Origin of the sequence: Providencia sp. PROV109, assembly GCF_033681625.1 — a bacterium.
GTDB classification, from domain to species: Bacteria; Pseudomonadota; Gammaproteobacteria; order Enterobacterales; family Enterobacteriaceae; genus Providencia; species Providencia hangzhouensis.
Genome location: NZ_CP096320.1, coordinates 3,883,730 through 3,898,380 on the forward strand (window position 1 = coordinate 3,883,730; position 14,651 = coordinate 3,898,380).

Sequence of the window (14,651 nt, forward strand, 5' to 3'; positions counted from 1 at the left end):
ACCAACACCATCACTCATTTATGATTTCGCTTTTTTCGAGTATTTATCCCGCATCACCCATTGGCTTAAACAAACGAGCAGTAAAGACATAATCAACAATACTGTCGCCAATGCGTTTACTTCTGGGGAGACCCCGACTTTTACCATTGAATATATTTTCAATGGTAAAATCTCATAACTTGGCCCCGTAACAAATGACGAAACCACCACATCGTCCATCGACAATGTAAAACTCAGTAGCCACCCTGCCACAACCGCAGGGAGCGCTAATGGCAAAATGATTTTCCTTAAGATGGTAAACTCACCCGCACCGAGGTCACGTGCAGCTTCTAGCATCTTCACATCAAAGTCCTTTAACCTTGCATACACCGTCACCACTACAAAGGGTAGACAGAATGTAATATGGGAAAAAAGCAATGACCAAAAACCTAGCGAGACCCCAAGGATCATAAATAGAACCAATAACGAAATCGCCATGACGATATCAGGTGACATCATGACCACAAATAACATGCCACCAACAAAAGGTTTTCCTCTAAAGCGATAGCGAAATAATGCAACGGCGGTTAATGTGCCAATGGCTGTTGCGAAAGTCGCTGACAAAACCGCCATGGTTAATGAATGCCCCGCAGCCTCTAATAAGCTATCGTTATTAGCTAGTAATTCATACCATTTGGTTGAAAACCCTTGCCACTGAATACCAAAACGCGACTCATTAAAGGAATTAACAATCAAAATGATGATTGGAATATAAAGATAAGCGTAGATGATGGCCATGAAGCCACCACGCAGAGTACGTCCGATCATTCTTCATATGCCTTTTTATTCAGAAGCTTAGCTGCTCGGTAATACACATACAGCAATAACCCCATCATCACCGTGAGGAAAATGCTGGTTGCTGCCCCGAATGGCCAATCACGAATATTTAAGAACTGGCTCTTAATTACGTTACCGATCAGTAGATTTTTCGCACCACCCATTAAATCCGCGACATAGAACAGCCCCATTGCCGGTAATAAAACCAGCAAACAGCCTGCGATAATACCTGGCATCGTTAAAGGAATGATGATTTTCACAAACCGTTGAAATTTATTCGCACCGAGATCTCTTGCAGCTTCTATATATGACTTATCCAGCTTTTCAATACTTGAATACAGCGGCATCACCATAAACGGCAACAATATATAAATGAGACCTAGTATGACGGCTTCAGGTGTATACATAATTTTCAACGGTTTATCGATAACACCAACCCACAGTAAAAAGTCATTTAAGTACCCTTTGGTACTGAGAAAAACTTTTAACCCATAGATACGAATCAATGAATTGGTCCAAAATGGCACAATTAACAGAAACAGCATCAAAGGTTGCACCCGTTTAGGTAGCTTTGCCAATATAAAGGCAAATGGATAGCCAATAACTAAACAGAAAAAGGTTGCGATCACCGCCATATTGAGCGAGTGCAGCATGACCTCTGCATACATCGGGTCAGACAAGCGAACATAGTTATCCCACGTAAAAACTAAGTCAACTAAGTTGGTGTCGCTACGCGTCAAAAAGCTAGTGCCAATAATCATGATATTAGGCAAGAAGACGAATAGCAGCAGCCAGGCGACCACCCCAGTGATAATAACGTTCTGCAAAATTTTATGTTTACGAATGATCATCCAGAACTACCTCCCAACTTTCAACCCAAGTCACAGCAACTTTTTGGTTAAGGGAGTGGTCGACATCGGGGTCATCTTCATTAAAGAATTCGCTAACCATGACAATTTTGCCATCTTCCATTTCAACCACTGAGTCTAACGTCATGCCTTTATAGTTACGCTCACGAACGTAGCCAATCAGCCCCGGATGGTTATCTGCATCATTCACTTCTTCAACGCGCAAGTCTTCAGGACGTAATAACACACTGACGTGTTGCCCTTCTTTGACAGAGAGCTCAGTGAAAATATCACATTCATGCCCTTCAACATTGGCTCGAATACGTTTATCATCAATGCGATACAATACTTTCGCATCAAAAATATTAATTTCACCAATAAATTGAGCTACAAACAGATTTTTTGGTTCCTCATAGATTTCGCGAGGAGTACCGTCTTGCTCAATTTTCCCTTCACGCATCACTATGATACGGTCAGACATGGCCAAGGCTTCTTCTTGGTCGTGGGTCACAAAAATAAACGTGATCCCCAGTTTTCGTTGAAGCGCTTTTAGCTCATTTTGCATTTGTTTGCGCAGTTTATAATCAAGCGCAGACAATGATTCATCCAATAGTAGGACTTTCGGGCGATTCACTACCGCACGGGCTATCGCCACGCGTTGTTGTTGACCGCCAGATAGTTGGTTGGGTCTACGCTCAGCAAAATCTTCTAGCTGCACCATACGCAAGGCTTGGTCGACACGCTTTTGAATTTCAGCCGCAGGCGTTTTTTGCATGCGCAGGCCAAATGCCACGTTGTCGAAGACTGTCATATGAGGAAATAAAGCGTAGCTTTGAAAGACGGTATTTACAAAACGGTTTTCCGCTGGAATATCCGTAATATCTTGACCATCAAGAATAATTTGACCGCCATCGGCATCTTCTAGCCCTGCAATAAGACGTAAAACAGTCGTTTTACCGCAACCAGAAGGCCCCAGAATGGTCAAAAACTCACCGTTCTGAATGGTTAAGTCAAGCTCAGAAATAATTTGTTTGCCATCAAAACCTTTACTTAAAGATTTTAATTCAATGAGTGGTGTCAGAGAGGTTGTCTCAGTCATTTATTATACACTCTATCCCTAGGAATAATGCAGATAGAACCGCCACCGTTAAAGACTGTATAAGCTTGTCGGAGGTTTACTCTGTCAACTTAAGAAACATAAGTAAATAATTTCCCCAGCAAAGCCCAAAACCAGTAGCGCCATTTAAACTTCATAAGGCATGCATGATAAACACTGTTTTTGCAAATTGAAAGCCATTTTCACAACTTCGTTTGCCTTTCATTATGAATTCTCAATAAATAAAACAGATTTTTGAGAAAAATAAGCGACATAGCGATATATAGAATCAGTCTGTCCATATCTATAGATTTACATGATACATTCGAAGATAAAACTTAAGTCAAATTCAATGAAATTCATAGAGTTAAAACAATTCACAATAAAAATAATAATAATTATGGAATTAATAGTTTTTATTATTTTTAATTTTTTAATTCATATATTTAATGATATAAATTTTAAAACTTCATGCGAGATAAAAATACAATAAGCCTTTACCATAACTAACTCGTCGAGTTTTGATGGTAGTTATATCCAGTAGATATATATCGTGATTATATATAGAACAAAGGCAATAACTGGTAACATCTATAACAAATAATTAAAGTCGCAGTTGATAATATTATTATGTGATTTAAATCTAATTTTCATTAATCCTTATTTTTTATCTCAATAAATTTAACCAATATCATATTATTCTTTGCATCTCTTTGAATATAATAATCAAATTGATATAATTTCAATCTAAACTGTAACTTTTAGTGACTTATTTTGTGATTTTTGTTTCATTATTACACCTATAAATTTTACTTTGTATCTTTCGAGTTAAATCAATTAAAGAATAAACATAAGCCTTCGGGTGATTACCTTTGGAAATTCCACTGAAATTAATATGTGAGTGAGCAAAATGGCTAATAAAGAGTTTTTTTACCAAGAACCTTATCCATTATCTGAGGATAAAACCGAGTATTTCCAAGTCTCTGATAAATATGTTTCTGTAGAACAATTTGCTGGTAAGCAAATTTTAAAGATAGAACCTGAAGCATTAACTCTCCTTGCAGAACACGCAATTTATGAATCCCAGTTTTTTTTAAGAGCTGCGCACCAGAAACAAGTCGCCGCTATCTTACAAGACCCAGAAGCCAGCGAAAACGACAAATACGTGGCGTTGCAATTACTTCGCAATGCTGAAATTTCTGCAAAAGGTATTTTGCCAAACTGCCAAGATACAGGAACGGTTGCGGTTGTTGGGAAAAAAGGCCAACAAGTTTGGACAGACTGCAATGACGAAGAGTACCTCTCTCGAGGGATTTATAATGTATTCCAACACGAAAACCTGCGCTTTTCTCAAAATGCACCGCTAGATATGTTTAATGAAGTCAATACTGGCACAAACCTGCCAGCACAGTTTGACATTTTTGCGACCACAGGCGATGAATACCACTTCCTATTTGTTAACAAAGGCGGCGGTTCAGCAAATAAATCAGCACTTTACCAAGAAACAAAAGCAACCTTAACCCCAGCCAAGTTAAAAAATTTCTTAATTGAAAAAATGCGGAACTTAGGAACAACAGCTTGCCCGCCTTACCATATTGCCTTCGTTATCGGTGGTACGTCAGCGGAAACAACACTGAAAACCGCCAAACTCGCCTCTGCAAAATACTACGACAACCTACCAACCACAGGTAATGAGTACGGCCGTGCTTTCCGTGACATTGAACTAGAAAATGAGTTATTAGAAGCTTCTCGTCATCTTGGTTTTGGCGCACAATTTGGTGGTAAATATTTTGCTCACGATGTACGAGTTATTCGTTTACCTCGTCATGGTGCCTCTTGCCCAATCGGTTTAGCCATTTCTTGCTCTGCCGACCGTAATATTAAAGCTAAAATTACCAAAAGCGGTTTATGGCTTGAAAAAATGGAGCATAACCCAGCCCAATACATTCCTGAATCTATGCGTAACCAAGCTGAAGGAAAAGTGGTACATATCGACCTCAACCGCCCAATGAAAGATATTTTGGCTGAGCTGAGTAAACACCCGGTATCAACACGTGTTTCTCTCAGCGGGCCTCTGATTATTGCTCGAGATATTGCGCATACTAAGCTTAAAGAACGTTTAGATAACGGCGAAGAATTGCCTCAATATTTTAAAGACCACATGGTGTATTACGCAGGGCCAGCCAAAAAACCAGAAGATATGGTTTCCGGTTCTTTAGGCCCGACAACAGGTAACCGCATGGACCCTTATGTTGACCTGTTCCAATCCCACGGTGGTAGTATGCTAATGTTGGCGAAAGGCAACCGAACTCAGGCAGTAACCGATGCATGTAAAAAACACGGAGGGTTTTATTTAGGTAGTATCGGTGGCTCAGCTGCGATTCTCGCTCAAGAATATGTGAAAAGTTTAAATTGCCTTGAGTATCCAGAATTAGGAATGGAAGCGATTTGGAAAATGGAAGTTGAGGGGCTGCCTGCATTCATTCTCGTTGATGACAAAGGCAATAACTTCTTTGAACAAGTCCAAAATGAGACTTGCAGTAAATGCGTTAAATAAGATTTGCCACTCTAGCGCAAAGGAATGCGCTAAATTTCGTTAGCCTATATCACTACATAACGATGTAACATAACAAAGAGCAGGCTTTTGGCCTGCTCTTTGGTTGTTGACAACGTGGGATAACAGTGTGATTTTTCCCGCTTTGCGTTATCAGCCGAAAATTAATATATTGATTTTCATCATGTATTTTTAGCCATCTCTTCGGATTAATGTTAATAATAGTTAATACGGACAATCGTTGAGGCGCTAAATGGTCCTGTTTTTACCGCTCCCACCTTTTTAACCGTCGCACTGTAGTCACGTGTAATCGATGTACTCCCTAAGGGGAGTGTTCCGAAAAACTGGAAGTAATTAAATTTTATTTTTTCCGCTTTATCATCCGAAATAATTAAATTAGTCCCATTTTTTAGATCAATGGCATACTCTCCATTTAACGGGTCTGTAGTTTCGAAGTTAATATTCATGGAAAAATTATCTAAGCAGCCCCGCTTCACCACTTGTATCTGAAAATCTTTTTTAAACTCTTTTCCTTGATTAAGCTCAGTGATCATTAACTGACCATAGTCAATTTGCTGTGACTCTGGGTAAACTTTAATATCAGCCCCACACTTGAGAAAGCGAATACCTCGTAACCCAGTAATAGAATACTTCAAGTTTTTTGCACCATTGGTATGGTTTATCCCACCACTTCCATCAAACTGGAAAACCGTAAATTGGTTATCCCCTGTGTAGTTACCTGAAGGAGGAACAATACCCGTCACTTTGATATATAGTGTAAAAGTCACTGTTACCGTGACATTCTCTCCGCGGCGAATAGGTGGAGTCCCTAAGTTGACACGCTGCTCATTTTGTTCCAATTGTTGGCCTTGGTAATTCGCGCCTAGTAATAACCCTGTCCCAAGTTTTTGAGATTTCGGATTAAAATACATATGAACAACGTCAACAGCATTACCAAGTACATTGTCACAATAAACGGTTACTGTTAAAGGGTCGGATTGCCAAATAATAGAACCTGCCGTTGTATCAGCAGGAATGGCCAATTGACCTACAGGAACTGCGGGTTTTTCGACGACTCCAGTCCCCTTTTCCACACAATCTAATGCAAAGGTTTTTGGGCTAATAAAAACGAATAGAAATAAAATATAAAAACCATATTTTTGAATAAACTTGTGTATCATGATTTATACACCTTATATGTAAGTAATATTTAAGGTAATTTGCGTTTTAATATTACCCACTGTTAATTCATTTCTTGGTAGATAACTCTCTAGCATGGAATAAATCGTAATTTGCTGGTTATCATCAAAATAGATTGGATAACTACGGTATTCACCATTGGGGACAATATTGCCATCTTTATCCATTAATCGAATCCCATAACCATTTAGAATGGTTTTACCACCAAATAAATTACGGTCTGTACTTTCAGTTGGTTCTGAAATAAACATGATCCGAACAACCGGAACCCTATCATCGCGATTGCGTTTTGGAAAAATACAATCATCAAACTTTAGTTTGATTTCATGCTTAGGGCTTCTGTCTCCAATTTCATTAAAGTAATTCAGAGATATTGGTCCTAATTCAATATTTTGATCTATCGAGTAAAATGAAATCTTACAAGGCAATGCCACCACATTTCCCGTAAAATTAAGATCACCTCTCATCATGCTACTATCTGCATAAGCTTGGCTTCCACATAGAGATAGCATAAAAAGACATATTGAAAAGTAGCAATTTCTCATATCTAAAATCCTATTGGCTCTCTTTTGACAGCTGGCAGGTCGACGCAGCGCATTGGTAAGTCAACATTTTCATGCCACCGTAATCATCCATATAACCGGTATATAACTGATTAAAACTGCTGGCTGGTACGGGAACACTTTCCTTAGAAAGCGGGGCAATCATCACACTTTCAAAACCAGGAAAATTTTTCTGGTTATTATTACTGAGATAACCCAATGTCACATAATATTTAGTTGGATTTTCAATAAGTAATTGCCCACCTGTGTGCGTATATTTCAGCTCTTTAGCCCATACTTTATCGCTGTTATTTTCGATTTGAGGTGGTCGATAAAACATTTTTAGACGGCTTTGAATCGCAATCTGTACGACATTTTCTTTATCTGTCACCGGTGGAATTTCACGCACATTTAAATAGAACAGAGATTCTCTATCTTGTGGAAGAGCATCTATTCCCTCTGTTTTAATAATTTTAATTTGGTTTTTAGCATTCGGCTCAACGCGTTGCATTGGAGGTAAAACTGTAAAAGGTTCAGAAACCTTATTCCCTTTTTCATCTTCCATCCAAGATTGAGCTAAGTAGGGCATTGTTTTGCTTTGGTTATTAATAACCAAACTGATTGATTTATCTTTGCCTGGAAAAATGATCCGTGTACGGTCAATATTAATCGCAGCAGACGCAACTTGCATGCCGACAAAAACTAATGAAAATCCTAAAGCTACTACATACTTTTTACTCATACATCATTCCTTTATTGGCAAGGGATCAGGACTTTCCCCTGATTTTTTTCGGCAATATTAGGTAAATTCAAACTACATTGGTTTGCGCCAGCAGCCCATTTCACTATGTAGCTTTCTTCTGGAGCCACACCCGTTAAATAAGCAACACCACTATCTGCAATAATTCCGACTTCTCTTCCTGTACTTAATTCAGTCACACTGGTACCAAGCGGTGGATAATTCCCATTATTCAAACGGATAACTGCTAAAATACGTTTTCCTTGGTTCGCTTTTATTCTCTGAAAGCCAATTGAACCCTCAGTTAATGTTTTACCAATAATGTTGTCATTGACATCCACATCGTCAGGCAGTGTATTCATATCAATGTAAACATCTGAATTAGAAAAACTATTTAAGCTTGTCGCAACACCAATCCCAAATCGGTTCGTGACAGATTCACCATTATTAATAGAAATCCCAGCGACATTGTCACTATCAATCATCACTCGAGGTTCGTTGTTAGTCCCGTTACGGTGCATAGCTGCGCCATATTTCGTTGCTGTCATGGAGCCATACCAACTACCGCCAAAAGCACGATATGAGTTCACATTCTCTGTCGCATTAACATTCAATACGCCATAAGGCGATGAATATTGATAACTACCGCTGATATTTGGCTCAGCACGTCCAAGCTTGTGCTGGTCACCACCAACACGCATACTCCAGTAGTTATTATTCTCGTTCGGGCTGTAATAACCTACCGATTGGCCAAAGCTATGGTCATTATCTGCATATTGAGCGTCGTAACTGACTGACGCACCATTTTCAAGTGGCACGGAGAAAGAAAGGTAAATTTGATTATCATCCGTCTCTTCATATTTAATTTTATTAAGTGATAAGGTGCCGGAAATGTTTTTAATTTGCCCTATACTAAATAGCTTACTAAAACTCATACCAAAGTTTGTTGTAGATTCACTATTCCAAAATTGATGGTGAGAAGCATTAAAATAGACAGTTAAGTCCAACGGGCTGATATATTGGTTAAAAGACGCGGTATACACGTTTTTGTCACGTCTAAAATCAAGCACACCATTCGCTGCATCAATGTATTGAGGCATAGTTAAGAATTCTTTTTCAGAAAACTTATAACCTGCAAATGTGACCTGCGAATTGGTAGATTCAAAACGTTTAGAATAATTTAAACGGTAGCTGTTACCCGAATAAGAGCCAAAATTATCTACATTTGCATGAGTGCGAGTAATATCAAAGGAAATAGCGCCAAACATATTCATGTTTTGCCCTATTCCTAAGTTTATCGCTTGGTAATTGTTATTATCTACCGTAGCAATTAACCCGCCAAAGATGGATGTGTCACCAAATAAACCATAGGAAGCTTCCCCTACAATAAACTTAGGGTCAACTTTCTGCGAGCGGCCAAATGGGTCAGATTTACCCATAGTGAATTTATAAAGCAGTTGGCCCTGACGAGTTAAAAATGGCAGCGATGCCGCCGTCACTTGATAAGTGGTTTTTGAACCGTCCTCTTCCTCAATGGTGACATCTAAAGTGCCTTGTACCGCTTCAGTAATATCTTGAATATTAAATGGCCCTGGAGCGACTTTAACTTGTTTAATCACACGCCCATTCTGTGAAATAATCACCATTGCATTCGTTTTAGCGATACCCGTCACTTGAGGCGCGTAACCACGTAGTGACGGTGGAAGCATTCGATTATCACTAAAAATAGATGCCCCTATAAAGCGAAAACTATCAAATAAGTCAGTCTTCAAATAAGACTCACCAAGTAAAACTTTTGCACCCATTTGAGGCAAAGCACGAAAGGCATATAACTGAGTCCAATCAAACCGTTCATTCGTTTTACCTTGGGAGCGATTATATTGATATTGATAATCAGCGCGGAAACGCCAAGCTCCTAAGTTAACGCCAGCGGTACCGTTACTACTACCACTGAATGTTTCACTATTATTTTTAGGAGCGGAATAGTTGGCAAACAGGTTATAATCAAGAAATGCACCCATAATTCCATTTTCCCATTGGGAAGGTGGAACCCAGTACGGGTCATCATATTCTAACCAAGCTTGAGGGATAGAAAATAAGATATTCTGGTTAGCTTTGTCAAAGCGATAATTAATATCTAAATTTTTAGATAGCTCAATACACTGGCCATTATTATTTTGCAGAAGTTCTTCCTTAACTTTCTTTTTTAATGCAAAAATATTTACCATCTCTGGTGTAACACAGAGTGTTGAGGTATCTTTACTCTCTTCAATAAATTTAATTAAATATTGCCCTGATAATTTTCGACCATTTAATGTAATATCCGTTAGGTATTCACCTGCAGGAATAAAGTCTGGGTTAGAAAACTGACTTAAGTCAATATTATCTCTATCCTTAGCATCAATAATATTCATATTAAATTCCACTGCATTAGACATTCCAGAAAAGGAAAATGCCAAAGCAATCGAAAATAATATTTTATTTATTTTAAACTGAGGAAATAGAGACATGATGTTCCCTGTAAGAAAAATAAAAATAAAGAAAGAAAAATAACAGGCAAATACATGCCTGTTATTTTAAATAAAAAATTACAGGTAGTTTAAAGCGTAAGTTGCTTGAGAAATGATGCTACCAGTTTCAACTTTGCTACCATTTGCTTCAACACGTGCACTGAATACTAATTTATTTGGACCATCCGCTAATGGCAGCTCAACACTGGTATCACCAACTTTCATTGTTGCGCCATCTGCGTTGATTAAACGAACACCAACACCTTTAGAAGTACCTGTATTAGCCAGTAATTCTTTTGCTGTAGTATCTGGAGTACCCGTGAAAGTTACTTTAACTTTGCTAACTGCAGGGAAGACAACTACATCGCTAGCATCTTTAACTTCACCTAAATCACAGTTTTCTAACTGGATATTATATTGAACGCTTTGGCTATATTTGTTACCAGTTTCTAATACTTTATTTGCAACTTGGCCGAGGTCAACGTTAATTGTACCGTCACCTGGGATTGAGCAAGGTGCATTAATAACTTTACCAGTAAAATTGATGACACCACTACCTTGATCTACAGGTGCTGCCTGTGCAATACCAAATGAAGAAGCGATAATTGTAGCTAATGCAATCTTAGTTAATTTCATTTATATTTTCCTATAAAAAGACGACAGATGTACCAATCACCTAATAATCAATAAATTACTAGGTTGATATTTATTTGCTGAGAATGTAAAGGTAAAAATAAGAAAGTTAGATTTTTACTAAAAAAATAAAAACACTACATTTTTATTTTTTTAGATATTTAGTTAACTTTAAATATGAATATTTTTATAATTAGATTACTCTTAATTTTTTAAATTAATTACTTTCTTTATTGATAAAAACATCATCAATAAAAAAGCAAATCATTTCTGTATCTAAAGCGTTAGCAAGGGTGTGCAAGTTTTCAATATTTATATTGCACTCACCCCTTTCATAACGTGAAATCTGTTGTTGGCTAACACCAACAAGATTAGCTAATTCGATGCCTGAAAGCCCTAAATGCTTTCTTCTTTTTCTAATCTCTCTGCCTACTATCCGATTTACATTTATCATCAACAATAGCCCAAAATAACCTAAAATATTAAATGGCTAAATTATATTACAAATCAAAAAATTTCACATAATAAATTGCACTGATTATATAAAAAATCAAAAAAGAACAAACCAATTAAAACACGAAATTTGAGTTAATTATAGTTTTCAATATATAAAAGTAAAACTGTTTGTAACGATCGATAGAATAAATTAAAGCCACTGAAACCTATCAATATTTCATTTTTTTAGTTTGCATTATCATATAAGATAAAAAACACATAATTCATATTAGCTATTATTCTTTTTGAAATAAACAAATAATATGCAACTAATTGATATTAAAGAAAAATAATAAATTACCACTATCAATGGTAACATCCAAAAATATAACAACGCCTTAATTTATAATGGAATGAAGGCATTTATAATTAATTTTATATGGTATTCATTGATTCCTAAGTATTTTTATATACTTATTTTTATAAATTAATTTATTTTTTACATTTTTAATGTTTGCTTCAAAAAAACAACTAACAATGGTTTTTTTATTCTTATCATTTAATTTAATTTAATTTAATAGTATTTTTAATTACTCACAATAAGAGTTATAGGATATAAAAAACTGCAATTTTTTTTTATTGGTCGCTATCTACTCATAAATAAATCAAGTTATTCATATTAAGAGTAATAACAATATTGATAGCCATCGATAACTCACATTTCGAGTAAAAAACAACAATCACCAACAAAAATAACGTATAAATAACAATGTGTTATACTTGTTTCCAATTGTAACAAAACACAAAAGTCTATTGCAGATCAACAAGGTAAAAATGAAATATAACAAAAAGAAAACATAATAATTGCACTTCTGTGAACTATAAAACGAGTAAAACAAGAGTTTTACCTCGCACTTTCACAAGAAATCAGTCAAAACAACAAGGGAAATGCTTACTATTATTGTGTGTTGCACATATAGCTTAGGTTAAATTTGTGCTTTTAATACCGAGAATAAAGAGCATTTGTATGCTTGATTCACTAAATGAAAGCATTTCATTGAGGAATAATTGACCTGATACGCTTTAAACCAAAATGGGCAGCATAGGAAGATTACACTTAACTAGGCTATTTTTCCGTATTATATATATTTCAACATCTCTTTTTACGTTAATTTATGTATAAAAATGCTAATATTGATGACCAGACAGATTCATTCAATAACCTATCGTTATGGAATGAGAAAATAACTCATTATTTTTAGCTCAAATAACATGTTTTTATTTCCCTAACTAAGGAGATAAAAATGATGCCAGCACAATCACTGCTTCGGGTTGCAACAGTCCAGTTCCAACACCGTCCTAGCGACAAAACCTACAATTTAGAACGTATCCATGAGTTTATTACTCAAGCCGCCCAACAGAAGGTAAAAATACTGGTTTTACCTGAAATGTGTATTACTGGTTATTGGCACGTGCCGAAGCTACCAGATGATGCCGTTTATGCTTTAAGTGAAACTTTACATGATAGCCCGTCATTAGCATTAATCCGCCAACGGGCCATTGAATTAGACATGATTATCGGGGTTGGGTTGATTGAAAAAGGGTTAGATGGCAAATGCTACAATACTTGGGTCGCTTGTATGCCAGATGGCCAATACCACGCTCATCGTAAATTACATGCCTTTGAGCACCCCGCCATTCATAGCGGAGACAATTACACTGTTTTCGATACGCCATGGGAAGTAAAAGTTGGTATTTTAATTTGCTGGGATAATAACTTAATTGAAAATCCACGCGTCAACGCGCTACTTGGTGCAGATATTATTCTTGCCCCCCATCAAACAGGTGGAACTCATTCGAGTAGCCCTCATGGCATGAAACCGCTCGACCTTCGTCTCTGGGAAAATAGAAAACAAAATCCTCAAGCATTATTAGATGCATGTCAAGGGGAACATGGGCGCGGATGGCTAATGCGCTGGTTACCCTCCAGAGCCCACGATAATGGCGTGTTTTATTTATTTAGTAATGGAGTTGGCTTAGATGATGATGAAATTCGAACCGGAAACGCCATGATCATAGACCCTTACGGGCGAGTAATTAAAGAAAGCTGCGCAATAGATGATGATATCGTCATCGCGGATCTTGAATTAGATTTATTGCCTACCTCGAATGGCCGTCGCTGGTTAACCGGAAGACGCCCTGAGCTCTACCGAATCATCACTGAAACTCTGGGTTACGAAACGGATATTCGCCATGTCCGTTTTGCTTCTGAGAATTCCCCTTATCATCAAGAAAAGCAATAATAGTTAAAGTCAATGGCTCATAGCATTCATAATAGAAATGTTATAGCGTCTTCTATTATCAGGAACTGGCTAACAACTATGGATACTCGACTACTCCGTGCATTTATCACTCTCGCAGAGACAAAAAATTACCGCGAAGCCTCATCACGCCTATATATTAGTCAGCCAGCTTTAACAAAACAAATTCAACTTCTTGAGAAACAATTGGATATAGTACTATTTGAGCGGGGACGTCATGGTGCGGTACTATCAGATCATGGCCGCGCTTTACTGCCTTACGCAGAACACACGCTAAACCATATGGCGGAGCTGTTAAACCAAGCCGCCGCTCTTAGAGAAACTCCCCCGCTTTCTTTAAATGTCGGATTCGGTATTGCAACTTTTCACGAAGCCTCTTTTTTTGTTGCCCGTCTGAAAGAACAACTCCCCAATGTCACCATTCTATTAGAGGACATGCCCTCACATGTCATGAGAGAGAAGCTTGTTCAGCACCAGTTAGATATCGCATTTACCCGTAGTGATAAGCAAAACTCAGTGGAATACCTTGCCAGCCGCCCATTGAAAATTGAAACACTGGCGCTTGCTGTCACCAAAGACCAACAGCCACATAGTACAATCAATGATTATTTAGCCCAATATCCACTTCTGATGTTACGCGCACAACGCGGTCAGGGTCTTTATCAACAAGTTCAACATTATTTGCAATCTGAAAATCTGCATATCACGCCACGACAAGAAGCCAGTGACATTCAGACTCTAATTGCGTTAGTCGCCGCTAAGGTTGGCATCAGTCTTGTCCCATATAGCGCCAAGCAGATTGGTGGAGAAAATATCGATTTTATTCCAATTCAGGACAATGCAAATGCTCAATGGCAAGTTGATTTAGTTTGGCAAACGACATTACCGAAGACATGGCAGTCGCTTATTGAGAAATTGGTTGAGGAAACGTCAAAACAGACAATAACCCATATGTAA

12 protein-coding genes are annotated in these 14,651 nt (G+C 37.5%); 3 read left to right on the plus strand and 9 right to left on the minus strand.

All coding sequences use genetic code 11. From position 1 onward, the window contains the following. Positions 1–18: 18 nt before the first annotated feature. From potC to potA, 3 genes are read right to left on the minus strand one after another with little or no spacing between them, the layout of a single operon-like run. Positions 19–807, minus strand: a complete 789-nt coding sequence (gene potC / locus M1F25_RS18000) for a spermidine/putrescine ABC transporter permease PotC (RefSeq protein ID WP_004259098.1) — start codon at positions 805–807, stop codon at positions 19–21. Further along, positions 804–1,667, minus strand: coding sequence for a spermidine/putrescine ABC transporter permease PotB (potB, locus tag M1F25_RS18005; protein WP_004259100.1), 864 nt, complete (start codon positions 1,665–1,667; stop codon positions 804–806). The genes potC and potB overlap by 4 nt, the downstream gene beginning before the upstream one ends. Further along, positions 1,654–2,763, minus strand: coding sequence for a spermidine/putrescine ABC transporter ATP-binding protein PotA (gene potA / locus M1F25_RS18010; protein ID WP_004259102.1), 1,110 nt, complete (start codon positions 2,761–2,763; stop codon positions 1,654–1,656). Before potA ends, potB begins: the two co-directional genes overlap by 14 nt. Before the next feature lie 907 nt (positions 2,764–3,670). Between potA and M1F25_RS18015 the strand changes: the two genes are divergently transcribed. Next, positions 3,671–5,317, plus strand: coding sequence for a fumarate hydratase (locus M1F25_RS18015; protein ID WP_004259110.1), 1,647 nt, complete (start codon positions 3,671–3,673; stop codon positions 5,315–5,317). Between the two features lie 212 nt (positions 5,318–5,529). On the opposite strand, the gene M1F25_RS18020 is transcribed toward M1F25_RS18015, so the two are convergent. From M1F25_RS18020 to M1F25_RS18045, 6 genes are all read right to left on the minus strand, one after another. Then, on the minus strand, positions 5,530–6,495 hold the full coding sequence (locus tag M1F25_RS18020; protein ID WP_181488674.1) for a fimbrial protein: 966 nt from the start codon (positions 6,493–6,495) through the stop codon (positions 5,530–5,532). Between the two features lie 12 nt (positions 6,496–6,507). Beyond that, positions 6,508–6,984, minus strand: a complete 477-nt coding sequence (locus tag M1F25_RS18025) for a fimbrial protein (RefSeq protein WP_226617002.1) — start codon at positions 6,982–6,984, stop codon at positions 6,508–6,510. A gap of 85 nt (positions 6,985–7,069) precedes the next feature. Continuing rightward, positions 7,070–7,798 carry a molecular chaperone gene (locus tag M1F25_RS18030; protein WP_004259120.1) on the minus strand — a complete coding sequence of 243 codons (729 nt, stop codon included), beginning with the start codon at positions 7,796–7,798 and terminating at the stop codon, positions 7,070–7,072. Positions 7,799–7,809: 11 nt separating this feature from the next. Next, positions 7,810–10,305, minus strand: coding sequence for a fimbria/pilus outer membrane usher protein (locus tag M1F25_RS18035; protein WP_094961562.1), 2,496 nt, complete (start codon positions 10,303–10,305; stop codon positions 7,810–7,812). Between the two features lie 78 nt (positions 10,306–10,383). Beyond that, entirely contained in the window at positions 10,384–10,941 is a 558-nt protein-coding gene (locus M1F25_RS18040; protein WP_004259129.1) for a fimbrial protein, read from the minus strand. A gap of 214 nt (positions 10,942–11,155) precedes the next feature. Further along, on the minus strand, positions 11,156–11,392 hold the full coding sequence (locus M1F25_RS18045) for a helix-turn-helix domain-containing protein (protein ID WP_004259130.1): 237 nt from the start codon (positions 11,390–11,392) through the stop codon (positions 11,156–11,158). 1,288 nt (positions 11,393–12,680) lie between these two features. On the opposite strand from M1F25_RS18045, the gene M1F25_RS18050 reads away from it, so the two are divergent. Together M1F25_RS18050 and M1F25_RS18055 are read left to right on the plus strand one after the other, a co-directional pair. Further along, positions 12,681–13,676, plus strand: coding sequence for a nitrilase family protein (locus M1F25_RS18050; protein ID WP_144140555.1), 996 nt, complete (start codon positions 12,681–12,683; stop codon positions 13,674–13,676). 78 nt (positions 13,677–13,754) lie between these two features. Then, positions 13,755–14,651: a LysR family transcriptional regulator gene (locus tag M1F25_RS18055; RefSeq protein ID WP_094961563.1), complete on the plus strand. Its 897-nt coding sequence runs from the start codon at positions 13,755–13,757 to the stop codon at positions 14,649–14,651.

Coding starts and splice junctions, on each gene's coding strand:
- potC (WP_004259098.1), bottom strand. CDS start 807: ATGATCGGACGTACTCTGCGTGGTGGCTTCATGGCCATCATCTACGCT.
- potB (WP_004259100.1), bottom strand. CDS start 1,667: ATGATCATTCGTAAACATAAAATTTTGCAGAACGTTATTATCACTGGG.
- potA (WP_004259102.1), bottom strand. CDS start 2,763: ATGACTGAGACAACCTCTCTGACACCACTCATTGAATTAAAATCTTTA.
- M1F25_RS18015 (WP_004259110.1), top strand. CDS start 3,671: ATGGCTAATAAAGAGTTTTTTTACCAAGAACCTTATCCATTATCTGAG.
- M1F25_RS18020 (WP_181488674.1), bottom strand. CDS start 6,495: ATGATACACAAGTTTATTCAAAAATATGGTTTTTATATTTTATTTCTA.
- M1F25_RS18025 (WP_226617002.1), bottom strand. CDS start 6,984: ATGATGAGAGGTGATCTTAATTTTACGGGAAATGTGGTGGCATTGCCT.
- M1F25_RS18030 (WP_004259120.1), bottom strand. CDS start 7,798: ATGAGTAAAAAGTATGTAGTAGCTTTAGGATTTTCATTAGTTTTTGTC.
- M1F25_RS18035 (WP_094961562.1), bottom strand. CDS start 10,305: ATGTCTCTATTTCCTCAGTTTAAAATAAATAAAATATTATTTTCGATT.
- M1F25_RS18040 (WP_004259129.1), bottom strand. CDS start 10,941: ATGAAATTAACTAAGATTGCATTAGCTACAATTATCGCTTCTTCATTT.
- M1F25_RS18045 (WP_004259130.1), bottom strand. CDS start 11,392: ATGATAAATGTAAATCGGATAGTAGGCAGAGAGATTAGAAAAAGAAGA.
- M1F25_RS18050 (WP_144140555.1), top strand. CDS start 12,681: ATGCCAGCACAATCACTGCTTCGGGTTGCAACAGTCCAGTTCCAACAC.
- M1F25_RS18055 (WP_094961563.1), top strand. CDS start 13,755: ATGGATACTCGACTACTCCGTGCATTTATCACTCTCGCAGAGACAAAA.